Consider the following 24,207-nt stretch of genomic DNA (forward strand, 5'->3'; position numbering starts at 1 on the left):
GCTCTAGCGGGCGCGCCCGAACCCCTCGAACGGATTCCAGGACTGGCTGCCGCGGACGACATGAAGGAAGTAGGCGTAGTTGGCGGTCGACATCGCCAGTGCCCCGACACCGATGCCGACGGCTCGGCCGATCGAGTCGCTGACGTCGAGCGTCACCAGCACCACGGCCACCGCGATCGTCAGGGCCAGCAGCGCCAAGCCCTTGCGCCACATGCCTTTGACGAAGAAATAGATCGGTCCGAACAAGAACGCCAGGATGTTCGAGGTGAGCCGTAGCTTGGCCATGAAGCTGAGATTGCGGTAGGCGTCCTTTGCCTCGGGTGTCGCGCTGGGCAGGCCGTAGGTGTCGAAGAAGTCGAACTTCCAGCGCCACGAGTCGGACAAGTTGTCGACGGGGGTCTGCTCGGTCATGGATCTCCTACTGTGGCAGAGGCTTTCGCCATTGGGGAACATTGAGCTCGATGCGGCTGCGATGCGATCCCGACCAGGAGGTGTCGAGGCCGTAGTGGTTGGCCAGCACCACGATTCGTTCGCCGACCATGGTATCGGTGCGCTCGGTGATTTCGGCGACCGCCGCCTCGTCACCGGCGGCGGCAGCACTCACCAGCGAGTCCGGCAATGCCGGGTGGGGCCGAAATGAGCTGAAACCCAGATACAGGGTGGGCTCGGCGTCGCCCAGCCGCAGAGCATCCTGCTCATGAAAATACGTGTAGGCCCATTCCCGATAGCGGTACCAGTCGTGAGGTTCGGGATTGGGGGAGCGCTCGTCATCGATATCGTGGGTCGCGCAGGTGACACAGCACGAGAAGCACATCCGCGCCAGGATGCCCTCGGATTCGAGCTGGGCGAAGGTGTACTGCAAACGGCCGTAGTCGCCGGTGTCCGTCCAGGCTGCCTGCTCACCCAGGCGCCGGTGCCACACCGACTCCACGAGTTCGGTGGCTTCCCGGGGATCGACCACGCCGGAATCGTCGACCCATTCATGTGCCATGTCGAGGATCTCGTCGTACCCCCAGAACCCGGCGACCAGGTGAGAACGGACAAACACACTGAGCTCGTCGCGATCACCGGTTTGCCAGTCGAGGCTGCGCATGGCCCGACCTTAACGGCGCAACCGACCCTGTCAGTGCACCAATTTTCGGCTACCGCGTCGACGCCGCGTTTTTCGCGCGTACCTGCGACACCACCGCGCGGACCGCATCGACGACTGCGTCAGGCCTCTCCAGCTGAATGACGTGACTGGAATCGTCGAGTGTGCGATGCGTGCTCTGGGTGGACCAACTCGCCTCCTCCATCTGCATCTCCGACCAAACCTGTTGCATTCGGTCGAACTGTTCCCGGGTCATGCTGGTGCCGGCCCGCTCGGTTTCGCTGTATGCGCTCCAGGGCTTGCCCCGGGAGAGGACGGCCAGCGGCCGGTCCCCCAGATCGCGAAAGGTGCCGGCCTCGCGCAACGTGCTCTCCATCGCTTGGGCTTCATCGAATGAGGCGGCCAGCGAGACAGGCTGGTAGGCACCGATTGCGCGCACGATGTCAGGCGGCAATTCCTTCACGGTCGGCTCGGGAATCAGCAGTCGCGGCAAGCCCGTCCAGACGAGATACCGCAGGACCTTCAATGCTGCGGGGATGCCCTCCTCCGGGTGCCCGGTCGCTGCCGCCAGCCGGTCAGTCTGATCTGGGTGGGCAGCATCGACGAAGACCAGGCCGGCTACCTCACTCCCGTGATACTTGGTGAAGATCATCGTGAATGGGCCGCCGAGCGATGCCCCGACCATGACATAAGGTGGCGATTCGTTTGCCGTCCGTAGCGTTCGCTGGAGATCGGAGACAACTGCGACGGGGTCGCGTGGCCCGTCGCCGGCGGACTCGCTCCACATCAGCCCGGCGCGATCGTACGAACAGACCCGGGTGAAGCTCGCCACTTGTCGATGCACCGGGAACCACAACGCGGAACCGCTGGTGTCGGCGCCGGATTCGAGCACCACCGTCGGCGAGCCGTGGCCTCGACAGTCGAGGTGAACAGAGCGGCCACCAATATCGATCATCTTGCCCGGCGCGGGAAACTCCCTGGTGGCGCGGTTTCGTTCGATCTGTTCCCATGCCGCGCCCGATCCGGTCATCACGACCACAGTCGCCAGGGTGCACAGCAGGATCATTTTGGCCAGTCGCCTCACGCTGCCAAGTTACTGGCGCGCCGGCGCATCCCGGGCCCCGATCCGACACCGGTATTGCCCGCCACCGATACTTGGACGGTGCACTCGACCGACGCCGACCTGGCCGCCGCAGTGGCCAAGGAGGCCGGCGAGTTGTTGTTGGCCGTTCGTGAGGAGATCGGTTTCTACGATCCGTATTACCTCGGCGACGAGGGGGACCGGCGATCCAACGCACTGATCCTTGATCGCCTGGCTCAGGCTCGTCCCGGCGATTCCGTGCTCAGCGAGGAGGCGGTCGACGACCTGGCCCGTGTCGATGCCGACCGGGTCTGGATCGTCGATCCGGTGGACGGCACGCATGAATTCTCATTGCCCGGCCGCGAGGACTGGGCGGTGCACATCGCCCTGTGGCAGCGGTCGGTCGGCGCCGACGGTGGGTTGTCGGACGCCGTGGTGGCCTTGCCTGCCAGGGGCGAGGTGTACCGCAGCGACACTGTGATGCCGCCCGCGCCGCGGCGCGACGGGCCGTTGTTGATCACCGCGAGCTCGAACCGGCCCCCGGCGGTGCTGTGGCGAATCCGTGAGCAGCTCGACTTCCGCATGGTGCGCATCGGCTCGGCCGGGGCCAAGGCGATGGCCGTGGTGCGCGGTGACGTCGACGCCTACATCCACGCCGGCGGCCAGTGGGAGTGGGATTCGGCCGCGCCGGCAGGGGTCGTGCTGGCCGCGGGCCTGCACGCGTCCCGGCTGGACGGCTCCGAGCTGCGGTACAACCGGGCCGACCCGTATCTGCCGGACTTCGTCATGTGTCGCAAGGAGCTGGCGCCGGTCCTGCTCGAGGCGATCGGGGGGGCGCGGTGACAGGTCGGGAATGGAATCGTCCGCGCGGTTGTCTGACTTGGGAGAACTGTGCGGGCACGACCGGCGGGAGGCCGTCCTGAGCGAGCACCTTAGAGTCGAGACCATGCGATCGTGGTCGGCGCCGTCAATTCCGGTGCTGGAAGGGCGTGGTCCGCAGCTGCGGCTGTACGACAGCGCCGACCGTCAGGTGCGCCCGGTGACCCCGGGGCCGACGGCCACCATGTACGTGTGTGGCATCACGCCCTACGACGCCACGCATCTGGGTCATGCCGCGACCTATCTGACCTTTGACCTCGTGCACCGCCTGTGGCTGGACGCCGGGCACACCGTGCACTACGTGCAGAACGTCACCGATGTGGACGATCCGCTGTTCGAACGGGCCGACCGCGATGGCATCGGCTGGCGTGAACTCGGCGACCGCGAGACCGAGCTGTTCCGCGAGGACATGGCGGCCCTGCGCGTGCTGCCCCCGCAGGACTATGTGGCCGCCACCGACGCGATCGCCGAGGTGGTCGAACTCGTGGAGAAGATGCTGGCCTCGGGTGCGGCCTACGTCGTCGAGGACGCCGAGTACCCGGACGTGTATTACCGTGCCGACGCCACGGCGCAGTTCGGCTATGAGTCGGGCTATGACCGGGACACCATGCTGCGGTTGTTCGCCGAGCGAGGCGGTGACCCGGACCGCCCCGGTAAGGGCGACGAACTCGACGCCCTGCTGTGGCGGGCTCAGCGGCCCGGCGAACCAAGCTGGCCTTCGCCGTTCGGTGCGGGCCGCCCCGGCTGGCATGTCGAATGTTCGGCGATCGCGCTCACCCGGATCGGCACGGGCCTGGACATCCAGGGCGGCGGCAGCGATCTGATCTTCCCGCACCACGAGTTCTCTGCCGCCCACGCCGAATGTGTCACGGGGGAGCGGCGTTTCGCGCGGCACTACGTGCACGGCGGGATGATCGGCTGGGACGGGCACAAGATGAGCAAGAGCCGCGGCAACCTGGTACTGGTGTCGCGGCTGCGGGCGCAGGGCGTGGATCCTTCGGCGGTGCGGCTCGGCCTGTTCGCCGGGCACTACCGCAGTGACCGGTTCTGGAGCGATGCCGTGCTCGAGGAGGCCAACGCCCGGCTGAAGCACTGGCGCAGTGCCACCGCGCTGCCCGCCGGGCCCGACGCCACCGATGTGGTGGCCCGGGTGCGCCAGTACCTCGCCGACGACCTCGACACCCCCAAAGTCCTTGCCGCGCTGGATGGTTGGTGTACCGATGCGCTGGCCTACGGTGGCCACGACACGTCCGCGCCACGGCAGGTTGCCGACACCGTGGATGCGTTGCTGGGCGTCGAGATTTAGATCTCGTCGGCGGAGCCCCGGTGGGGTACGTTGCCGCCATGGGTTCTGTCAACGGGAAAGTCGTCTTCATCACCGGCGGGGCGCGCGGTATCGGTGCCGAGGTGGCCCGCCGGTTGCGCCGCCGAGGCGCCAAACTGGTCCTCACCGACCTCGATGCGGCGCCGCTGAGCGCGTTGGCAGCCGAACTGGGCGAGGACCACGTGCTGACGGCGCTGGCCGATGTGCGCGATCTGGCTGCCATGCAGCGGGCCGCCGACGCCGCCGTCGAGCGGTTCGGCGGCATCGACATCGTGATGGCGAACGCCGGTATCGCCTGCTTCGGCTCTGTCATGCAGGTGGATCCCGAGGCGTTCAAGCGTGTCATCGACATCAACGTGGTCGGCGTGTTCAACACCGTGCGCGCCACGCTGCCGTCGGTCATCGCGCGTCGCGGGTACGTACTCGTGGTGTCCTCGCTGGCGGCGTTCACCTCGGCGCCCGGACTGGCCGCCTATCACGCCTCCAAGGCCGGCGCCGAGTACTTCGCCAACACGCTGCGACTAGAGGTGGCCCATCTCGGCGTCGAAGTCGGTTCGGCACACATGAGTTGGATCGACACCCCGCTGGTGCAGGACGCGAAGTCGGACCTCTCGGCGTTCCAGGAGATGCTGTCCAAGCTGCCGCCGCCACTGAACCGGACCACGACCGTCGACGCCTGTGGCGGCGCCTTCGTCAAGGGCATCGAGGGACGCAAGAAACGTATCTACAGCCCGGGTTGGGTCGGCGCGTTCCGCTGGATCCGGCCGTTCGTCACCACGCCGCTGGCCGAGCGGGACATCCGCAAGTTCACCCCGACCCTGCTGCCCAAACTGGACGCCGAGGCGGCGGCGCTGGGTCGTTCGACCAGCGCCCGCATCGAGGCGCTGGAGAAGCCAGAGAAGCCGGAGGCTTAGCGGCCGCAGTGCCGTCTGTCGGCCGCTACCGGCCTCGGTGCCGTCTGTCGGCCGCTACCGGCCTCGGTACCGTCTGTCGGCCGCTACCGGCCTCGGCGACGCAGGTAGCGCTCGAACTCCGCCGCCAGCGCGTCGCCGTCGATCTTGCCGAGTGCCTCGTGCATATCGACCTCGGCGTCGCCGCGCTCTTCCAACGAGGCGACGTACTCGGCGATCTCCTCGTCCTCGGAGGTCATCTCGCTGACGGCCTGCTCCCACTCCTCGGCTGCCGCGGGCAGGTCGGCCAGCGGCACCTCGACGTCCAGCACATCCTCGACCCGGCGCAGCAAGGCCACGGTGGCCTTCGGGCTGGGCGGCTGCGAGACGTAGTGCGGAACCGCGGCCCAGAAGGTGACGGCCGGGATGCCGGCCTGCACGCAGGCGTCCTGGAACACCCCGGCAATCCCGGTCGGGCCTTCGTAGCGGGTCTCTTCCAGCCCGAAGAACTTCGCCGAATCGGCCGAATACGCCGAGCCGGACACGGGCACGGGCCGCGTGTGCGGGGTGTCGGCGAGCAGGGCGCCCAGGATCACCACGGTCTGCACGTTGAGTTTGTCGGCGATCGCCAGTAACTCGGCGCAGAAGGTGCGCCAGCGCATGTTGGGTTCGACGCCGTGCATCAACACCACGTCGCGGTTGCTGCCGGGGGGTCGACAGTACGAGATCCGCATCGACGGCCACTCGAGCTCCCGCGTGACGCCGTCGACCTGGCGGATCACCGGCCGGTTCACCTGGTAGTCGTAGTACGACTCGTCGTCGATCTCGACGATCGGTTGGGCTTCCCAGATCGCATCCAGGTGGTCCAGCGCGTCACTGGCCGCGTCGCCGGCGTCATTCCAGCCCTCGAAGGCGACCACGATGGTGGCGTCCTTCAGTTCGGGCAGGTTCATCGGCCGGCCGGCGTTCGGATACGACGGTGTCACACCATCAGCGTAAGCCTTGGCGGGTGCCGATGAGCCCGTTGTGCGGGCGGGTCGCCGCCGCGCCGAACAGCGGTGTTTGATAGACCGACTACCCTGTTGATGTGGCTGCCGCACACGTGTCTGACTACGGGACCGACCTGCTCGGCACCTTGTCGATGCCGGTGGTGGTGGGTGACGGTGCCGTCGTGACGAAATATGTTCAGCTGCAATCTGGTTAGCCTTGGTAACTACGACATTGCTGACAAGATCGGTGAGCCGCTGCTCAAGGGCACCGAAGTCGCCACGTGGGCCGGGATCGATCGCAGCGACGAGTTGGGCGTCCAGACGTCTATCAGGTGACGACGTAGACTCTTCTGGTCGAGAGGCGTTGCAACGGTTCCGGGTTCTCGCCCGTATCCGCCACGCTCGGCAGAGTCAAGGACGCCTTCCGCTACGGAAGGAGTGCACGTGAGCGCTGTTCAGTCGAAATCCGTCGAGTCGACGACATTTGCGCCGAACATCCGCCCGGACTGCACCGACGAACTGACCGAAACCCTGCGCCGGCGCATCATGGTGATCGACGGCGCGATGGGCACGGCGATCCAGCGGGACCGGCCGGATGAGGAGGGCTACCGCGGCGAGCGGTTCAAGGACTGGCCGAGCCCCGTTCAGGGCAACAACGACCTGCTCAACCTGACGCAGCCGCAGATCATCGAGGGCATCCACCGCGAGTACCTCGAGGCGGGCGCCGACATCCTGGAAACCAACACGTTCAACGCGAACGCGGTTTCGCTCTCCGACTACGACATGGCCGAGCTGGGCTACGAGCTGAACTACGCGGGCGCAGCCCTGGCGCGGGCGGCCTGTGACGAGTTCAGTACTCCCGAGAAGCCCCGCTATGTCGCCGGCGCATTGGGACCGACGACGCGCACCGCGTCGATCTCCCCGGACGTCAACGACCCAGGAGCCCGCAACGTCTCCTACGACCAGCTGGTCGCCGCCTACCTCGAAGCCGCGAACGGCCTCGTCGACGGTGGTGCCGACATCATCATCGTCGAGACGATCTTCGACACGCTGAACGCCAAGGCCGCGGTGTTCGCCATCGAGACGCTGTTCGAGGGCCGTGGACGCCGGTGGCCGGTGATCATCTCGGGCACCATCACCGATGCTTCCGGGCGGACACTGTCCGGTCAGGTCACCGAGGCATTCTGGAATTCGATCCGGCACGCCAAGCCGATCGCGGTGGGCCTGAACTGCGCACTGGGCGCGCCGGAGATGCGGCCCTACATCGCCGAGATGGCCCGGATCGCCGACACCTTCGTGTCCTGCTATCCGAACGCCGGCCTGCCCAACGCCTTCGGCGAGTACGACGAGTCCCCGAAGCGCCAGGCCGGCTATGTCGCCGATTTCGCAGAGGGGGGTCTGGTCAACCTCGTCGGTGGTTGCTGCGGAACGGCGCCCGCGCACATCGCCGAGATCGCGAAGGTCGTCGAGGGTGTGCCACCGCGCAAGGTTCCCGAGATCGAGGTCGCCACCCGGCTCGCCGGGCTGGAGCCGCTCAACATCACCGAGGACTCGTTGTTCGTCAACATCGGTGAGCGCACCAACATCACCGGTTCCGCCCGGTTCCGCAACCTGATCAAGGCCGAGGACTACGACACCGCGCTGTCGGTGGCACTTCAGCAGGTCGAGGTCGGTGCGCAGGTCATCGACATCAACATGGACGAAGGCATGATCGACGGCGTCGCCGCGATGGACCGGTTCACCAAGCTGATCGCGGCCGAGCCCGACATCAGCCGCGTCCCGGTGATGATCGACTCCTCCAAGTTCGAGGTGATCGAGGCGGGCCTGAAGAATGTGCAGGGCAAGCCGATCGTCAACTCGATCTCCATGAAGGAGGGCGAGGAGAAGTTCGTCCGCGAGGCACGGCTGTGCCGCAAGTACGGCGCCGCGGTGGTCGTGATGGCCTTCGACGAGCAGGGTCAGGCCGACAACCTGCAGCGCCGCAAGGAGATCTGCGGACGCGCCTACCGGATCCTGACCGAAGAGGTCGGCTTTCCGGCCGAGGACATCATCTTCGACCCCAACTGCTTCGCGCTCGCGACCGGTATCGAGGAGCACGCGACCTACGGCATCGACTTCATCGAGGCCTGCGCGTGGATCAAGGAGAACCTTCCGGGGGTGCACATCTCCGGCGGCATCTCAAACGTGTCGTTCTCGTTCCGGGGCAACAACCCTGTCCGCGAGGCGATCCACGCGGTGTTCCTCTATCACGCCATCAAGGCCGGCCTCGACATGGGCATCGTCAACGCCGGCGCTCTGGTGCCCTACGACTCGATCGACCCCGAGCTGCGGGACCGCATCGAGGACGTCGTCCTGAACCGTCGCGAGGATGCGGCCGAACGACTGCTGGAAATCGCCGAACGGTTCAACACCAAGAACTCGGGGGAAAGCGACGACCGAGCCGCAGCCGAATGGCGCAGTCTCCCGGTGCGCGAGCGGATCACCCACGCGCTGGTGAAGGGGATCGACGCGCACGTCGACGACGACACCGAAGAATTGCGGGCCGAGATCGCCGCTGCGGGGGGTCGCCCGATCGAGGTGATCGAGGGCCCGCTGATGGACGGCATGAACGTCGTCGGTGACCTCTTCGGCGCGGGCAAGATGTTCCTGCCCCAGGTCGTGAAGTCGGCCCGCGTGATGAAGAAGGCCGTGGCATACCTGCTGCCGTACATCGAGGCGGAGAAAGCCGAGTCGGGTGCGGCTGCGGGAAAGGACACCAACGGCACGATCATCATGGCGACCGTCAAGGGCGACGTCCACGACATCGGCAAGAACATCGTCGGGGTCGTCCTGCAGTGCAACAACTTCGAAGTGATCGACCTCGGCGTGATGGTGCCCGCGAGCAAGATCCTGGATGCGGCCAAGGAACACGACGCCGACATCATCGGGCTGTCCGGCCTGATCACGCCGTCGCTGGACGAGATGGTCAACTTCGCCGTCGAGATGGAACGCGAGGGGCTGCAGATCCCGCTGCTGATCGGCGGCGCGACCACCTCACGCGCGCACACGGCCGTGAAGGTGGCGCCGCGTCGCACCGGTCCGGTGGTGTGGGTCAAGGACGCGTCGCGCTCGGTGCCGGTGGCGGCGGCGCTGCTGGACGACAAGCAGCGGCCGGCACTGCTGGAGGCCACCGAGGCCGACTACGCGTCGCTGCGCGAACGGCACGCCCAGAAGAACGAACGGCCGATGCTGACGCTGGAGAAGGCCCGCGCGAACCGGACGCCGATCGAGTGGCAGGGCTATACGCCGCCGGTGCCCGCTCAGGGCGTCGGGGTGCGCGATTTTCATGACTACGACCTCGCCGAGCTGCGTGAGTACATCGACTGGCAGCCGTTCTTCAATGCCTGGGAACTGAAGGGCAGGTTCCCGGACATCCTCAACAACCCGGCGTCCGGTGAGACCGCGCGCAAGCTGTACGACGACGCGCAGGAGATGCTCGACACCCTGATCAAGGAGAAGTGGCTGACCGCCAACGCGGTCATCGGGTTCTTCCCGGCCAACGCGGTCGGTGACGACATCGAGGTCTACACCGATGAGTCCCGTTCCGAGGTGCTGACCACGTTGCACAACCTGCGCCAGCAGGGTGAGCACCGCGACGGCATCCCGAACCGGTCGCTGGGCGACTTCATCGCTCCCCGAGAGACCGGGCACCGGGATTACGTCGGCGCCTTTGCCGTCACCGCGGGACTCGGCAGCCAGGACAAGATCATGGAGTTCAAGGCCGCCCTCGACGATTACAGCGCCATCCTGCTGGAGTCGCTCGCCGACCGGCTGGCGGAAGCTTTCGCCGAACGGATGCACGAGCGGGTCCGCAAGGAGTTCTGGGGATACCAGCCTGACGAGCAGCTGGACAACGAGGCCCTCATCGGTGAGAAGTACCGGGGCATCCGACCCGCCCCCGGTTACCCGGCGTGCCCGGAGCACACCGAGAAGGCGACGCTTTGGACGCTGATGGACGTCAAGGAGCGGACGGGCATCGAGCTGACCGAATCGATGGCGATGTGGCCAGGTGCTGCCGTCAGCGGCTGGTACTTCTCGCACCCGCAGTCGCAGTACTTCGTGGTCGGCCGGCTGGGCCAGGACCAGGTCGCCGACTATGCCAAGCGCAAGGGTTGGACCTTGAAGGAAGCCGAGCGCTGGCTCGGCCCCAACCTCGGTTACAACCCGGAGGACTGAGCTCTACCGAACTGCTCGAGTGCGGGGGAGACCGGATTCGATGCCACCGAGATGGCCGGTGACAACGCTCACACCGGACGGCAGCTTGGCCTTGGCGGGATTTTTGGTGAGCGCCCGGATGTCGTTCGCGCCCAAGCCGATCAGATGGTCCACGATGCGCCTGCCGACGTTTCCGGTGGCGCCGGTCACAAGAATCGTCATGGAATCCACCGTGGGTGAGGTGTGTGACGCGTTTGCTGATGTGACTGCAGCGGCGTTGCCGTGACAAAATCGGGTCATGCGTGCGGTGCTGTGGGATATGGACGGCACGCTCGTCGACTCCGAAAAGCTCTGGGACATAGCCATGCACGCGTTGTACGCGCGAATGGGCGGAGTGTTGACCGCGGAGGTACGCGAATCGACGGTCGGCGGCTCGGCCGAGAGCGTGATGCGCACCATCTACGACGACCTGGGCCTTGAGCGCGACTCGGCCGCGATGGCCGAGTCGGCGGATTGGCTGCATGACTACACCGGTGAGCTTTTCGAGCAGGGATTGCCGTGGCGGCCCGGAGCAAAGAGGATCCTGGACGCTCTCACCGCCGCCGGGATCCCAATGGCGCTGGTGACCAACACCCGCCGCGGACTCACCGAGCGGGCCTTGAAAAGCATTGGCAGCCATTACTTCACCGTGACAGTGTGCGGTGATGAGGTGGACCGGGCCAAACCTGCGCCGGACCCCTACCTGACGGCTGCGCGCCTGCTCGGGATACCGGCAGAACACTGTCTGGCCGTGGAGGATTCCGTGACCGGCACGGCGTCGGCCGAAGCGGCCGGCTGCCCCGTTCTGGTGGTACCCAATGACATCGAGGTGCCCGAAGGCCCTGGCCGGTGGCGCGTGGAGACACTGGCAGCGCTGGGCGTCGAGGACCTGCGGGCTGCCTACCGGGCGCTGAATTCGCAAGTCGGAGAACGCACCGCCTGATCCGGCCCGTGTGATTCAATGTGAGCCTGATCACGCGTTGCTGCGGAAGGGCTTGCCATGACTCACGGACCGGCCGACGATTCTGGATCGGACCTGGACTACGAGGAATCCGAGCACAGCGGCAAGGTGATCCGGATCGCGTCGGTGGCCGCGTTGGGTGGCTTGCTTTTCGGTTATGACAGCGCGGTGATCAACGGGGCGGTCGCTGCCCTTCAGGACGAATTCCAGATCAACAACGTCGTTCTGGGTTCCGCGGTGGCCTCGGCGCTGTTGGGGGCCGCGGTGGGCGCGTTGACCGCCGGTCAGTTGGCCGATCGGATCGGCCGGCGGTCGGTGATGAAGCTCGCGGCGTTGCTGTTCTTGATCAGCGCGCTGGGCACGGCCGTTGCCACACACATCTGGGTGGTGGTGGTCTTCCGCATCATCGGCGGCCTCGGTGTCGGCGTGGCCTCCGTCATCGCACCGACGTACATCGCCGAGACAGCGCCGCCGCGCATCCGCGGTCGACTGGGTTCTCTACAGCAGTTGGCCATCGTGACCGGAATCTTCCTGTCCCTGTCGATCGACTATCTCCTGGCCCATCTGGCCGGCGGCTCCCGAGAAGAGCTGTGGTTGGGGCTACCGGCCTGGCGTTGGATGTTCCTGGTGATGGCGATCCCGGCGTTGGTGTACGGCCTGCTGGCCTACACGATCCCCGAGTCGCCGCGGTACCTCGTCGCCAAGTTCCGTATCCCTGAGGCGCGCAAGGTTCTGTCCATGCTGCTCGGCGAGAAGAACCTGGAGATCACCATCCACCGGATCGAGGACTCGCTGAAGTCCGAAAAGCCGCCGTCCTGGCAGGATCTGCTCAAGCCGCGCGTTCCCGGCGTGTCCGTAGGCGGGTTCACCGCGTGGGTGCGGCGGTACGTGTGGTGGCTGCTGCTGGTGTTCATCGTCCTGGCCGTGGCGTCGGTTTCGGCCGGGTTGTGGATCCTTGCGGTGGTCTTCGGTGCGCTCGGCATCGGGGTGGCCGTGATCAGCAGGCTTTACGGCATCGTCTGGGTTGGCTTGGGGCTGTCCATATTCCAGCAGTTCGTCGGCATCAACGTGATCTTCTACTACTCCAATGTGTTGTGGGAGGCCGTCGGATTCGAGGAGAGTCAGGCGTTCACCATCACCGTGATCACCTCCTTGACCAACATCGTCACCACGTTGATCGCGATCGCGCTGATCGACAAGATCGGGCGCAAACCGCTGCTGCTGATCGGGTCCACCGGTATGGCGATCACCCTGGGCACCATGGCCGTGATCTTCGGAACCGCACCGCAGGTCGACGGGCAGCCCCAGTTGAGCGGTGCGGCCGGGCCCATCGCCCTGATCGCGGCCAACCTCTTCGTGGTGGCGTTCGGTATGTCGTGGGGCCCGGTGGTGTGGGTACTGCTCGGCGAGATGTTCCCCAACCGCATCCGCGCCGCCGCGCTGGGCCTGGCGGCCGCGGGTCAGTGGGTGGCCAACTGGCTGATCACCGTTTCCTTCCCCGAATTGCGGAACATGTTGGGCGTGGCATACGGGTTCTACGCGCTGTGTGCATTGCTGTCACTGCTGTTCGTCTGGAAGTGGGTCCAGGAAACCAAGGGCAAACACCTCGAGGACATGCACGTCGAGGCGATGAGCGCTCAGCGCGGCTCCGGCGGCGGCTCGTAATCGTCGGTATACGGCGCGTGGCCGACGGTGCGAGCGATCTCGACCGCTGCCCCGACCAGTTTTTCCGGCGCGATGTCGCGGTGCGCCAGATAGACCTCACAGTGCCCGACGACCACCCAGACGCTGCCCAGTTGTTCCTGCACCAGGGCGAATTCATCGGGTTCGGCACGTTGCGTCTCGTAGGTCCCCCGCGTCAGGTCGGCGCCGTAGCGCAGCTGCTCGACCTCGGCGGCGAAGTCGTCCACCGGGTGGATCGACACGGTGAGGGTCGGAAGCGCATCCAGATCGGTGCCCCAGGACGCGGCCAGGCAATCGAGCGGCCGGATGGGGTTGGCGAGCCGATTGTTCTGGACGAGGCCCTCCATGGTCACGTGTTTGGTCAGGATCTCGTGGATCGCCGTGATCCGGGCAGTGTAGGTCGGCAGCGCGTCGCCGACGGGTTCGCTCACCACTCCATGGAACCCCACAAATCGACCCCTGCCGAGCATGAAACAATTCATGCCTGTGAAGACCTTCGAGGCCCTGTTCGCCGAACTCAGCGACAAAGCGCGCACCAGACCTGCCGGTAGCGGCACGGTGGCAGCACTTGACGCCGGCGTCCATGGGCTCGGTAAGAAGATCCTGGAGGAGGCCGGCGAAGTCTGGCTGGCCGCCGAGCACGAGAGCGACGAGTCGCTGGCCGAGGAGGTCAGCCAGTTGCTGTACTGGACCCAGGTGCTGATGATCTCCCGGGGCCTGACCCTCGACGACATCTACCGGAAGTTGTGAGCCGTGGCCGATCAGATGTTGCGCGTCGCGGTGCCCAACAAGGGCTCGCTGAGCGAAGCGGCCGGCGAGATCCTCGCCGAGGCCGGGTACCGGCGTCGGCGTGATCCCAAGGATCTGACCGTCGTCGATCCGGTCAACAACGTCGAATTCTTCTTCCTGCGGCCCAAGGACATCGCGATCTACGTGGGTTCGGGTCAGCTCGACCTCGGGATCACCGGGCGCGACCTCGCCGCCGATTCCGACGCTCCGGTGCGCGAGCGCCTGGCGCTGGGTTTCGGCAACTCCACCTTCCGTTACGCCGGACCGGCCGGCCGCGAGTGGAGCCCGCAGGATCTGGCGGGCAAGCGGATTGCCACCTCGTTCCCGAACCTGGTTCGCAAGGACCTTGCGGCGCAGGGGATCGAGGCGTCGGTGATCCGGCTGGACGGCGCCGTGGAGATCTCGATTCAGCTCGGTGTCGCCGACGTGATCGCCGACGTGGTCGGCTCGGGTCGGACCCTGGGACTGCACGGTCTGGTGGCATTCGGTGCGCCGCTGTGCGAGTCGGAGGCGGTACTGATCGAACGCGACGGTTCCGATGGCGACGGCAATGCGTCCGCGCGTGATCAGCTGACAGCGCGCGTGCAGGGTGTGGTGTTCGGCCAGCAATACCTGATGCTGGATTACGACTGCCCGCGTGCGGTTTTGGAGCAGGCCACCGCCGTGACGCCGGGTCTGGAGTCACCGACCATCGCGCCACTGGCGGATCCGGACTGGGTGGCTGTGCGGGCTCTGGTACCGCGGCGCGACGTCAACGCCATCATGGATGAGATCTCGGCGATCGGGGCCAAAGCGATACTGGCATCGGATATTCGGTTCTGCCGCTTCTGACGGGCAGACACCGCCGTCTCTGATCGGCCGGTGCGGCGGCACGTTGCGTGTTAGCGTCCGGGGGACAATTCCAGGCCTCGGAGGTTGCCGTGACGCATTTTCTGGTTCTCTTGTTGGCTCTGTTCATCGGCGTGGTGGCCGGGCTGCGGGCGTTCACCGCACCGGCCGCGGTGGCGTGGGCGGCCGCATTGAGCTGGATCAACCTCGACGGCACCTGGGCCCAGTGGTTGGCGCACCCCATCACGGTCACCGTGCTGACCATTCTTGCTGTGGGGGAGTTGGTTACCGATCAGCTGCCGCGCACGCCCAGCCGCAAGACCCCGATGCAGTTCGTCGCCCGCCTGATCACCGGTGCATTCGCCGGTGCGGTGATCGGCACCGCGTGGGGCTACACGTTCACCGCGCTCGGTGCCGCCCTGATCGGCGCCGTGATCGGAACCCTCGGCGGCTACGAGGCGCGCAAGCGTCTGGTAGCCCGCAACGACGGCCACGATCTGCCCGTCGCGCTGTTCGAGGATGCGGTCGCCGTACTCGGCGGTTTCGCCATCGCGGCTCTGACCTCGGTCATCTAGCTCATGACGGCCGCGCAACATTTCGATGCGATCGTCATCGGCGCGGGTCAGGCCGGGCCGCCGTTGGCAGGCCGGTTGACCGCGGCGGGACAGAGCGTCGCGGTGATCGAACGCAAGCTGGTCGGCGGCACCTGCGTCAACTACGGGTGCATTCCCACCAAAACCCTTGTGGCCAGTGCACATGCGGCCCATCTCGCGCGGCGCGGGGCTGATTTCGGTGTCGGCACAGGCGATGTCGCCATCGACATGGCCAAGGTCAAGGCGCGCAAGGACGCGATCATGCTGGCCGACCGTTCCGGTGTCGAGGATTGGCTCGAAACGATGGACGGCGCGGTGCTCGTGCGGGGCCACGCCCGCTTCATCGACCCGCACACCATCGACGTCGACGGCCGAACACTGCGAGCCGATCGGGTTTTTCTCAATGTCGGTGGCCGGGCCGTGGTTCCCGAGTTTCCCGGCCTGGACGGTATCGACTATCTGACCAACGTCGGAATCCTGGATCTCGACCATGTACCCGAGCACCTGGTGATCGTGGGCGGCAGTTACATCGCGCTGGAGTTCGCGCAGATGTACAGCCGCTTCGGAGCCCGGGTGACGGTGATCGAGAAGGGACCGCGACTCACCTCGCGCGAGGACGAGGACGTCTCGGCCACCATCGCCGAGATCCTGCGGGCCGAGGGAATTGACGTGGTGCTCAACGCCACTGGCATCCGATTCATCAAGCGCGAGAACGGTTTCGAGGTGACGCCGCGCGACGGTGCGGACCCGATCGCGGGCACGCACCTGCTGCTCGCGGTGGGACGGATGCCCAACACCGACGACCTTGGCCTGGAGAACGCCGGCGTGGACCTCGACGGACGTGGCTATGTCGTGGTCGACGATCAGCTGCGCACCACGGCAGAGCACATCTGGGCGATGGGGGACTGCAACGGCAAGGGCGCGTTCACCCACACGTCCTACAACGACTTCGAGATCGTGGCCGCCAATCTGCTCGACGATGATCCGCGCCGGGTGAGCGACCGCGTCACCACCTACGCGCTCTACATCGACCCACCGCTGGGGCGGGCCGGCATGACCGTCGATCAGGTGCGCAAGTCCGGCCGAAAAGCGTTGGTGGGCAAGCGTCCGATGACCCGGGTCGGCCGTGCGGTCGAGAAAGGCGAGACCCAGGGCTTCATGAAGGTGGTCGTGGATGCCGAGACCGAACAGATTCTCGGAGTGGCCATCCTGGGAGTCGGCGGGGATGAGGTGGTGCATTCCATCCTCGATGTGATGACCGCGAAACTGCCCTACACCGCGATATCGCGCACCATGCACATCCACCCGACGGTCAGTGAGTTGGTGCCTACGATGCTGCAGGAGCTGAAGCCGCTGGACTGAGCGTGCGGCCGATGTTGAGCTGACGCGTCACCAGTGCGACACGATGGCCGAGGTGACGGCAGGTCTGGACGTCAGCCGGGTGCACCTGGTCGGGTCCGGCATCGACGTTGGTCTGAGCGCCGGCGCCGAGGAAGAAGCCGAGCCGGTTGAGCTCGTCCTCACTACTGAACGAGGTGGTCCAGCCGGCGCCCAAACCCAGGTTCACCCAATGCATGTGGTGCTGGGCGGCGAAGACCGCCAGTGAACTCAGCGTGTTGAGCTTGTCGCCGCTCTTGCCTCCCGAGTTCGTGAAGCCCGCGGCCACCTTGTCCCGCCAGCTGCCTTCCATGCATCGCCGGCCGGTCTTCTCGGCGAAGGCCTGAAATCCCGCCGAGACGTTGCCCATGTAGGTGGGGCTGCCGAAGATAATGGCGTCGACGTTGTCCAGCCTGTCCCAGTCCTGATCGGTCATGCTCTCGACGTGCATCACGGTGACGTCGGCTCCGGCGTCTGCGGCGCCGGCGGCGACCGCGTCGGCCAGGGTCGCGGTGTGACCGAACCCGGAGTGGTAAACCACCGCGACGGTGGGTGCGGCGATGTCAGTTCCGTTGTGCAGCATGGTCATTTCCTGTCTCTGCGGTCCATTGGGTTCCGAGTTTTTGAGCGACTTCCTGATAGCGCCGGGCCCAGTCCGGCAAGGGCTGTCCGCCGAGATGTGCCTCCAACCGGTCCAGGTAGGCGTGGGTGCCGGGGTGGAATCCCTGCCCGTCGGAGACCGTCAGACCGCGGTGTGTGAAACGAAGCAACGTGCCCTCGCCGTCGGGGATGAGTTCGTAACGCACCACGCCGGATTCGGGGGCGGACAGGACGGCCTGGTTCCACTCGTGCTCGAAAACCCTCGGCGGGTCCCATACCCGGATCCGCCCGGTCATCTTCTTCTGCTGCGGCGGGATCGGGGGTGAATGCGGAATCATCTCGATCGTGCCGCCCTCGCGGCCGTCGATCGTCGTTTCGCCCATCCATTGTCCGCGCTGTCCGGGATCGGTGATGGCGGCCCACACCGCGGCCACGGGATAGGGCAGGCGGCGTTCGAAGCTCAGCGCGGCCCGGTCGCCCTCGACAGTGAGTTTTCCTTCGCGGCTTGTCATTTGGTCTCCTTGTGGGTCGCTTTGAGATGACGTTCCAGGGCGTCGAGGTGATCCGACCAGTAGCGGCGGTACCGCTTGATCCATTCGTCGATCTGCACGAGGCCGTCGGCGCGCAAGGCGTAGATGCGGCGCTGCGCATCGGGCCGCACCTCGACCAGGCCGACCTCTCGCAGCACCCGTAGGTGCCGTGACACCGTTGGCTGGGTCAGCCCCGGAAGGGTGGCGACCAGCTCGCCTGCGGTGCGTTCGCCATCGACGAGGGCATCGAGCAACGCGCGCCGGCTGGGTTCGGCGACTGCCTCGAACACGTCCATGAGTCGAGTATCGCATTACATCTATATAGACACAAGCAAATATACGGAACAATAAAGATCCCGCCGGTGTCGGTTTTCAGCGGCCGACACCGACGGGACTTTTCGAGCTAGGAAACGGCAGCGGCCTTTTCGGCGTTCCGCTCGGCCTTGGCGGCCTCGCGGGCCAACATGCGATCGCGCTGTTCCTCGAACTTGAGGACCTGCTTCTGCAGGTCCTCAAGGTAGTTCGCCAGCTGCTCACGACGCTTCTCGCCGCGTGCACTCACATCGGTGCGCTCGAAGATCCGCCACTTCTTGACACTGGGCATCACGACTTCTTCCAGATGCTGACGCAGGTCGTAGATGCCGTTCTTGGCCATGATCACGCTGTTGCGCCGCCAGTTCGGCATGCCGCGGCCGGGCATCTGAAAGCCTTCGATGATGGCGCAGGCCGCTTCCATGGCCTGATCGGGCGCCAGGTCGAATCCGGCGCTGAAAACGTTGCGGTAGAACACCATGTGCAGGTTCTCGTCGGTGGCCACGCGCGCCAGCATCGCCTCGGCGATCGGGTCGTCGCAGATCCGGCCGGTGTTGCGGTGGCTGACTCGGGTCGCGAGTTCCTGCAGCGTGGCGTAAGCCGAGATCATCAGCGGACCAGGCTCGTGGATCTTGCGCTCTTCTTCGCTGGGGTCATATCCGTTCTGCATGTGCTCCATGCGTGCCCGCTCGAGGGCGACCGGATCGACACCGCGAGTGACGACGAGATAGTCCCGGATGACGATGCCGTGGCGGTTTTCCTCCGCCGTCCAGCGGTTGACCCAGTGGCCCCACGCGCGGTCCAGGGAGAAATGCTGGGCGGCGCCGCGGTGATACGACGGCAGATTGTCCTCGGTGAGCAGGTTGGTGACCATCGCCACCTTTGCCACCTCGCTCAGCTGCGACTGCTCGGGGTCCCAGTCGTCGCCTCCGAGTGCCGCGAAGTTGCGGCCCCGGTCCCACGGCACGTAATCGTGCGGGTGCCACTCCTTGGCAACCGCCAGGTGGTGGTGGAGATTTTCTTCGGCGACATGCTCGAGTTCGTCGAGAAACTCGGCGTCTGTCAGATCCCTCTGCATAGGCTCCCCTGGAATCGTCTTGTGGGCAGTGTGCTCGCGTTGTTTGCTCAGGAAAGCCCGGTGCAACACTCCCGGTAGGACGGCAATACCACCGTATCTTCGCTGGTAGGCGATGACGTGTGGGAGAAACTTTCATCCACAACAACCACGTTCCACGACTCCGGAAAGATCTACCAGCCCCGCGAGGGGACTGTCCCGAAACTGCAACGCACGTGATTTCCTTCCGACACTGTAACAAGGTCCGTCCGGCCATCACCCGGCACAACTCGCTCAGTAGCTGAGCGTTTCGCCACAGGCGACCGCACACGTCGGGTTCGGTGCTCCGGCAGTCACGTCGGTTCTGGGATCACCTGATCTCCATGGCCGCCGCACGCAGCATGCGTAATTGTCCGATCTCAGCGGCATTCTTCGTCAGCTCGACGTTCAACCACAACGCCATGTCGGCCAGTGTCCGGCCGGAGTCCGGGCCCCACGGAAACATCGCCGGGGCAAGAAGGTCGGCGTCGGTCAATGAGTCCAGCAGCCCGCGCCACCGTGCGCTGAGCTCCCTGATCTGTTGCACCGCGCCGATCGGACCCGGCCAGTCGATCTCGACGCGCGGAGTCGCAGGCCGGCCCTCGAGGTGGGCCAGGGCGGTGGACCACCAGAAGATCATGTGCCAGGTGAGCCAGCCGATGGTCGGAACCGGCATCGGGTCGGGCTCGACGTCAGCGAAGTCCGGCCACCACCGGCCCGATGAATCCTCATGCACCGTCCACACCAGCGGACCGGGTTCCCACAGGTGATCGCCGCCGGACAGCGCCGACAGGTGCAGGTCGGTCAGTGCCCAGGCGAGGTCGAACTGGCGGCGCAGTTGGCTGATCACGGCACCCGCATCACCAGCAGGGTCTGTGCCGAGGTACCGATGAATCCTTGGCGGTCAAATATTTCCGCCGTCGTCGCGCCGATACCGTCCGGTCCGATCGAGCCGCGGGCCCGAATCGCGAAGTCCGAGCCCTCGGGAAGCCGGTGCAGATGCACCGAGGTGTCGGTGTTCATGAAGATGAACTTCTGTGGGTCCAGCGCTGCGCCGATACCGTTGGCCGAATCGACGACGAGCGCCAGGCGCTGCAGAGCCGTCGTCTCCTCATCGTCGACCACCGGCGTCAACGGACTCATCCACGCCACCGCGGCCTCACCGTCGGCGGTGTGTTGCCGTCGCCACGACACACTCTCCAGATAGCCCGGCGCACCTTCCCAATCATGTGCCACGTCGGTGACCTCGCCCTCGACCAGCGGCGCGAAGCGGTCGGTGACCACGTCACCGGTGTCGCTGGGCGCCAGCAGCCAGGCTGTCACCCGCGCCACCGCCCGCCATGTGCCGTCGGGCCGGGCCGCCTCCATCTCCGAGACGACCATGGAGATTCGTGAACCCGGCCGGTCCACCCAGGCCCGAACCCGAACCGGTGCAACGGGAATCGCACCCAGGATGTCGAGCGTCAACCGTCCCACGCGCAGGCCGGATCCCGCGGTCGACTCCTCGATCGCCTTGGTCAACAGTGCCAGCGGCGGCGAGCCGTGCTGAATGGCCGGATCCCAGTTGCTCCGGGTGTCGGCGGTGGACTCGAACAGCTGGTAGTCACCATCGGAACCCCGCCGATGGTAGTGACACCCGATCATGCAACTCCTGATTCTGGCCATCCGGGATACGGCGGCGGGGTGCCGCCGAACGCTGGACACAAACTCTGATGCGCACACCACGAGCACAACCGCGACGGGTTGGGCCGGAAGTCACCGGTGGCTCCTGCCGCCTGGATGGCTTTCCAGATCGCCATCAGTGTCCGCTCGAACCGCAGCAGCTCGTCGTGCTCGGGGGAGTAGTCCAGTACCTGACCGTCGGCGAGGTACAACAGCCGGAGCCGTGACGGCATCACGCCCCGCGAGCGCATCAGTGCCACGGCGTAGAACTTCATCTGGAACATCGCCTTGAACTCGGCCTGTGCCCGCGCCTCGGGCGGGGCCTTACCGGTCTTGTAATCGACGACACGCAACTCACCCGTCGGTGCGACGTCGATCCGGTCGACGAATCCGCGCAACAGCGTGCCGTCCGCGAGCTCGACCTCGAGCCGGTGCTCGCAACACTGCGGGTCGAACCGAGTCGGGTCCTCAAGGCGGTAGTACCCCGACAACAGCGCCCTGGCCTCGGCGAGCAGCGTGGCCGGATACTCCGTGTCAGCCAGCTCGGGCTCGGCGGCCACCACCTGTTCCCACGCCGGCTCGACCAGGGTCAGCGCCGTGTCGTGCACCCGCTCGGCCGCGGGCAGGCCATAGAGCTGCTCCAACGCGGCGTGCACCAACGAGCCGCGCAGCTGTGCGGTGGACCGGGGTTCGGGGAGCCGGTCGATGGCGCGGAACCGGTAGAGCAGCGGACACTGCTTGAAATCGCCGGCCCGCGACGGTGACAACGCCGGGCGGCGCGGTGCCGGGGCCGGTTCTTCGCTCACACCGAGAAGCCTAGGACCGGGCCCCGACAAAGTTGCGGAACCCCGGGCATCCCGGCCGGTGGGGGTACTGGCAGGCTGGACGTCCGTGGCAGGGAAGAGACCGACCGGACCGTTTGCCGTTGGCGACCGGGTGCAACTCACCGACGCCAAGGGCCGGCGTTACACGATGGTGCTCAACCCCGGCGGTGAGTTCCACACCCATCGCGGCATCATCGCCTTCGACAACGTGATCGGTCTGCCGGAGGGCAGCGTGGTCAAATCCACCAACGGCGATCAGTTCCTGGTGCTGCGCCCGCTCCTGGTCGACTACGTGATGTCGATGCCGCGCGGCGCCCAGGTGATCTACCCGAAAGACGCCGCACAGATCGTGCACGAGGGCGATATCTTCCCGGGCGCGCGAGTGTTGGAGGCCGGCGCCGGATCCGGCGCACTGACATGCTCGCTGCTGCGCGCCGTCGGCCCTGAGGGACGCGTCACCTCATACGAGATCCGCGACGATCACGCCCCGACCGCCGAGCGCAACGTCATCACGTTCTTCGGTGAGCGCCCGGACAACTGGGATCTGGTGATCGCCGACCTCGCCGACTACGACGGCCCGGAGATGGACCGCGTGGTCCTGGACATGCTGGCGCCCTGGGAGGTGCTGCCCGCAGTCTCCGAGGCGCTCGTCGCCGGTGGTGTGCTGATGATCTACGTCGCCACCGTCACCCAGCTGTCGCGGGTGGTGGAGGCGCTGCGGGAACAGCAGTGCTGGACCGAACCGCGGGCCTGGGAAAGCATGCAGCGCGGCTGGCACGTGGTGGGCCTGGCGGTCCGCCCGGAACACAACATGCGCGGCCACACCGCATTTCTGATCAGCGCGCGCAAATTGGCTCCGGGCGCCGTGGCGCCGGTGCCGCTGCGCAAGAAACGTCAGCTCGCCGTCGAGTCCGAGTCGGGCGCCTGACGGGGCATCGGCGGCCGTCGCTTTCTGCACCACGGTTGCGCCTCGCCGGCGATCACCGCCCTCAGGTCGAAAGCGGCGCGTGGCAGGCTCACTAGCTGGTCGTCGCTAGTCGTCGCTGTGGTGCAATCCCCTTCGGGCGGAGAGCAATTCGAGTTCGGGACGGCCCGCGACCATGCGTTCGGCGGCATCGAGGACATCGACCACGTGGGTCCGGTCGGCGGCTACCAGAGCGACGCCGATGCCGGCGCGGCGGTGCAGGTCCTGGACACCGGTTTCGGCTGCCGACACCGCGAGCTTGCGGTGCAGCTCGGCGATCACCGGCCGGATCACCGAACGTTTCTCCTTGAGCGAGTGGACATCACCGAGCAGCAGGTCGAACTCCAGCCATCCGATCCACATGACAGCTCAGCGGGGCGGCGTCGGCGCTGGCGGAGCGGGTGCGGCACCGGCGCCCATCACCAGCAGCAGATCGGCGGTGTGCCGGGTCAACTGCCAACCGTCGCCGTGCGGGGTGAATTCCATCGGGAAACTGAAGTCCTGCGCCGAACCGTTGCCGCCCGCGGTGACCTTGACGGTGGCCACCACGTTGGCCGGCTCGGTTTGCGACCACGCGAGATCGGTGGCCTCGAAGGTCAGCGGGGTGAATCCGTTGTCGGCCAGGGCGCGGCCGAACTTGTCCAGAGCGGCGGCGTCGTCTGCCGTGCCCTGTTCGACCAGAACGACCTTGTCGGCGCCGGGCACGTTGACATCGGCCAACCGGTCCAGCACGCCGGTGAGTGCTTCGGGAGCGGGCAGCGGCGCGGCCGGCGGTGCTTCGGGCGTCGAGGTCTGCACGCTCGTCGTCGGGTGGGAACTCTTCGCCGGGTGATCTCCGCCGCTGCACCCACAGAGCCCAAGTGCCGCCACGATCGTGGCGGCACTCAGGACTGTGATGCGGTTGCGGTTCAATTACCTACTCAGCCGACCGAGGACAGCAACGTCATGGCCGATCCCTTGGAGATCTGCCAACCGGTCGGGCTCGGGCCCGCCACGAACTGGATGTTCTGGGTCGCGGTGCCGCCGGTGGCCGAGGTCGCGGTGACATCGGCATATGCCACGCCGCCCTGATCGTCGATGTTGGCGATGTTGAAGGTCAGCGGGAACTTCCCTTCAGCCGCGGCCTTGTTGTAGGCGCGGTCCGCGGCGATGCTCTCGATCCGGCCGATGCCGCCCTGGATGTAGGGGGCCTTGCCGCTGAACGAGCCACCGCCGGCGAGCGCCTGCAGGGTCTGCACCAGTGGCGACGCCAGGTCCGGTGCAGGCGTGGCCGGCAGCGGCGCGCCGAAGACGACCGGCTGAATCGCCGGGCTTGTCGACATGCCGTTGGATGCAATAGAAGTCACACCCGCCGCTGCTCCGCCCACCACGGCGGCGGCTGCAGCTGCGGTGATAAAGCCGGTAACGAGGGTTTTCGGGGTCACGACTGTCCTTTCGATCGGACCAACTGAACTTAGAGGCTAACAGTGGTGCTGGTGTGTCTAGTTCCTAGAGCGCACACAATG

The 24,207-nt window shown here is 66.2% G+C and carries 27 protein-coding genes; 11 read left to right on the plus strand and 16 right to left on the minus strand.

The window, feature by feature from the left end:
- Nucleotides 1-3: 3 nt before the first annotated feature.
- The 3 genes from H977_RS0116140 to H977_RS0116150 are packed head-to-tail and all read right to left on the minus strand — an operon-like array spanning nt 4 to nt 2,174.
- Nucleotides 4-411, minus strand: coding sequence for a DUF2628 domain-containing protein (locus tag H977_RS0116140; protein ID WP_029108823.1), 408 nt, complete (start codon nt 409-411; stop codon nt 4-6).
- Nucleotides 412-418: 7 nt separating this feature from the next.
- Nucleotides 419-1,093 (minus strand): DUF6891 domain-containing protein, encoded by a 675-nt coding sequence (locus H977_RS0116145; RefSeq protein WP_029108824.1) that lies wholly within the window; start codon nt 1,091-1,093, stop codon nt 419-421.
- Between the two features lie 49 nt (nt 1,094-1,142).
- Complete coding sequence (locus H977_RS0116150) at nt 1,143-2,174, minus strand: alpha/beta fold hydrolase (RefSeq protein ID WP_155946671.1); 1,032 nt, start codon at nt 2,172-2,174, stop codon at nt 1,143-1,145.
- A 78-nt stretch (nt 2,175-2,252) separates the two neighbouring features.
- Between H977_RS0116150 and H977_RS0116155 the strand changes: the two genes are divergently transcribed.
- The 3 genes from H977_RS0116155 to H977_RS0116165 all read left to right on the plus strand — a co-directional run bounded on the left by H977_RS0116155 (nt 2,253) and on the right by H977_RS0116165 (nt 5,288).
- Complete coding sequence (locus H977_RS0116155; RefSeq protein WP_029108826.1) at nt 2,253-3,014, plus strand: 3'(2'),5'-bisphosphate nucleotidase CysQ; 762 nt, start codon at nt 2,253-2,255, stop codon at nt 3,012-3,014.
- Between the two features lie 103 nt (nt 3,015-3,117).
- Nucleotides 3,118-4,356, plus strand: coding sequence for a cysteine--1-D-myo-inosityl 2-amino-2-deoxy-alpha-D-glucopyranoside ligase (gene mshC, locus H977_RS0116160; RefSeq protein WP_029108827.1), 1,239 nt, complete (start codon nt 3,118-3,120; stop codon nt 4,354-4,356).
- A 38-nt stretch (nt 4,357-4,394) separates the two neighbouring features.
- Nucleotides 4,395-5,288 carry an SDR family oxidoreductase gene (locus tag H977_RS0116165; RefSeq protein WP_029108828.1) on the plus strand — a complete coding sequence of 298 codons (894 nt, stop codon included), beginning with the start codon at nt 4,395-4,397 and terminating at the stop codon, nt 5,286-5,288.
- A gap of 83 nt (nt 5,289-5,371) precedes the next feature.
- On the opposite strand, the gene H977_RS0116170 is transcribed toward H977_RS0116165, so the two are convergent.
- Nucleotides 5,372-6,250, minus strand: a complete 879-nt coding sequence (locus H977_RS0116170; protein ID WP_029108829.1) for a PAC2 family protein — start codon at nt 6,248-6,250, stop codon at nt 5,372-5,374.
- Nucleotides 6,251-6,697: 447 nt separating this feature from the next.
- On the opposite strand from H977_RS0116170, the gene metH reads away from it, so the two are divergent.
- On the plus strand, nt 6,698-10,468 hold the full coding sequence (gene metH, locus H977_RS0116180; RefSeq protein ID WP_029108830.1) for a methionine synthase: 3,771 nt from the start codon (nt 6,698-6,700) through the stop codon (nt 10,466-10,468).
- Nucleotides 10,469-10,471: 3 nt separating this feature from the next.
- Here metH and H977_RS33335 read toward each other — a convergent pair whose 3' ends face one another.
- Entirely contained in the window at nt 10,472-10,669 is a 198-nt protein-coding gene (locus H977_RS33335) for an NmrA family NAD(P)-binding protein (RefSeq protein WP_051288905.1), read from the minus strand.
- A 76-nt stretch (nt 10,670-10,745) separates the two neighbouring features.
- On the opposite strand from H977_RS33335, the gene H977_RS0116190 reads away from it, so the two are divergent.
- On the plus strand, nt 10,746-11,429 hold the full coding sequence (locus tag H977_RS0116190; protein WP_029108831.1) for an HAD family hydrolase: 684 nt from the start codon (nt 10,746-10,748) through the stop codon (nt 11,427-11,429).
- 57 nt (nt 11,430-11,486) lie between these two features.
- Nucleotides 11,487-13,112: a sugar porter family MFS transporter gene (locus H977_RS0116195; RefSeq protein WP_029108832.1), complete on the plus strand. Its 1,626-nt coding sequence runs from the start codon at nt 11,487-11,489 to the stop codon at nt 13,110-13,112.
- On the opposite strand, the gene H977_RS0116200 is transcribed toward H977_RS0116195, so the two are convergent.
- Nucleotides 13,085-13,561: a DUF7956 family protein gene (locus H977_RS0116200; protein WP_155946672.1), complete on the minus strand. Its 477-nt coding sequence runs from the start codon at nt 13,559-13,561 to the stop codon at nt 13,085-13,087. The two genes, H977_RS0116195 and H977_RS0116200, sit on opposite strands and share 28 nt — an antisense overlap.
- Before the next feature lie 37 nt (nt 13,562-13,598).
- Here H977_RS0116200 and H977_RS0116205 point away from each other — a divergent pair, with 37 nt between their 5' ends.
- The 4 genes from H977_RS0116205 to H977_RS0116220 all read left to right on the plus strand — a co-directional run bounded on the left by H977_RS0116205 (nt 13,599) and on the right by H977_RS0116220 (nt 16,702).
- Nucleotides 13,599-13,880 carry a phosphoribosyl-ATP diphosphatase gene (locus H977_RS0116205; protein WP_029108834.1) on the plus strand — a complete coding sequence of 94 codons (282 nt, stop codon included), beginning with the start codon at nt 13,599-13,601 and terminating at the stop codon, nt 13,878-13,880.
- Between the two features lie 15 nt (nt 13,881-13,895).
- Complete coding sequence (gene hisG / locus H977_RS0116210) at nt 13,896-14,750, plus strand: ATP phosphoribosyltransferase (protein WP_029108835.1); 855 nt, start codon at nt 13,896-13,898, stop codon at nt 14,748-14,750.
- Nucleotides 14,751-14,839: 89 nt separating this feature from the next.
- Complete coding sequence (locus tag H977_RS0116215; RefSeq protein WP_029108836.1) at nt 14,840-15,322, plus strand: DUF4126 family protein; 483 nt, start codon at nt 14,840-14,842, stop codon at nt 15,320-15,322.
- 3 nt (nt 15,323-15,325) lie between these two features.
- On the plus strand, nt 15,326-16,702 hold the full coding sequence (locus H977_RS0116220; protein ID WP_029108837.1) for an FAD-containing oxidoreductase: 1,377 nt from the start codon (nt 15,326-15,328) through the stop codon (nt 16,700-16,702).
- On the opposite strand, the gene H977_RS0116225 is transcribed toward H977_RS0116220, so the two are convergent.
- From H977_RS0116225 to H977_RS0116255, 7 genes are all read right to left on the minus strand, one after another.
- Nucleotides 16,668-17,300, minus strand: coding sequence for a flavodoxin family protein (locus tag H977_RS0116225; RefSeq protein ID WP_029108838.1), 633 nt, complete (start codon nt 17,298-17,300; stop codon nt 16,668-16,670). The two genes, H977_RS0116220 and H977_RS0116225, sit on opposite strands and share 35 nt — an antisense overlap.
- On the minus strand, nt 17,281-17,829 hold the full coding sequence (locus H977_RS33340) for an SRPBCC family protein (protein ID WP_051288890.1): 549 nt from the start codon (nt 17,827-17,829) through the stop codon (nt 17,281-17,283). Before H977_RS33340 ends, H977_RS0116225 begins: the two co-directional genes overlap by 20 nt.
- Nucleotides 17,826-18,143: an ArsR/SmtB family transcription factor gene (locus H977_RS0116235; RefSeq protein WP_029108839.1), complete on the minus strand. Its 318-nt coding sequence runs from the start codon at nt 18,141-18,143 to the stop codon at nt 17,826-17,828. The genes H977_RS33340 and H977_RS0116235 overlap by 4 nt, the downstream gene beginning before the upstream one ends.
- A gap of 107 nt (nt 18,144-18,250) precedes the next feature.
- Nucleotides 18,251-19,237 (minus strand): acyl-ACP desaturase, encoded by a 987-nt coding sequence (locus tag H977_RS0116240; RefSeq protein ID WP_029108840.1) that lies wholly within the window; start codon nt 19,235-19,237, stop codon nt 18,251-18,253.
- A 346-nt stretch (nt 19,238-19,583) separates the two neighbouring features.
- Complete coding sequence (locus H977_RS0116245) at nt 19,584-20,102, minus strand: DinB family protein (protein ID WP_029108841.1); 519 nt, start codon at nt 20,100-20,102, stop codon at nt 19,584-19,586.
- Nucleotides 20,099-20,896 (minus strand): thioesterase family protein, encoded by a 798-nt coding sequence (locus H977_RS0116250; protein WP_029108842.1) that lies wholly within the window; start codon nt 20,894-20,896, stop codon nt 20,099-20,101. Before H977_RS0116250 ends, H977_RS0116245 begins: the two co-directional genes overlap by 4 nt.
- Nucleotides 20,893-21,720, minus strand: coding sequence for a RecB family exonuclease (locus H977_RS0116255; protein WP_029108843.1), 828 nt, complete (start codon nt 21,718-21,720; stop codon nt 20,893-20,895). Before H977_RS0116255 ends, H977_RS0116250 begins: the two co-directional genes overlap by 4 nt.
- Before the next feature lie 85 nt (nt 21,721-21,805).
- Here H977_RS0116255 and H977_RS0116260 point away from each other — a divergent pair, with 85 nt between their 5' ends.
- Entirely contained in the window at nt 21,806-22,666 is an 861-nt protein-coding gene (locus tag H977_RS0116260) for a tRNA (adenine-N1)-methyltransferase (protein ID WP_029108844.1), read from the plus strand.
- Between the two features lie 105 nt (nt 22,667-22,771).
- Here the strand turns inward: H977_RS0116260 and H977_RS0116265 are convergent, their stop codons facing one another.
- From H977_RS0116265 to H977_RS0116275, 3 genes are read right to left on the minus strand one after another with little or no spacing between them, the layout of a single operon-like run.
- Nucleotides 22,772-23,065 (minus strand): DUF503 domain-containing protein, encoded by a 294-nt coding sequence (locus H977_RS0116265; RefSeq protein ID WP_029108845.1) that lies wholly within the window; start codon nt 23,063-23,065, stop codon nt 22,772-22,774.
- Between the two features lie 6 nt (nt 23,066-23,071).
- Nucleotides 23,072-23,614, minus strand: coding sequence for a lipoprotein LppK (gene lppK, locus H977_RS0116270; protein ID WP_029108846.1), 543 nt, complete (start codon nt 23,612-23,614; stop codon nt 23,072-23,074).
- 8 nt (nt 23,615-23,622) lie between these two features.
- Nucleotides 23,623-24,126: an MTB12 family secreted protein gene (locus tag H977_RS0116275; RefSeq protein ID WP_029108847.1), complete on the minus strand. Its 504-nt coding sequence runs from the start codon at nt 24,124-24,126 to the stop codon at nt 23,623-23,625.
- Nucleotides 24,127-24,207: the final 81 nt, after the last annotated feature.

The sequence above is a fragment of the Mycobacterium sp. URHD0025 genome (assembly GCF_000426065.1).
Lineage (GTDB): Bacteria > Actinomycetota > Actinomycetes > Mycobacteriales > Mycobacteriaceae > Mycobacterium.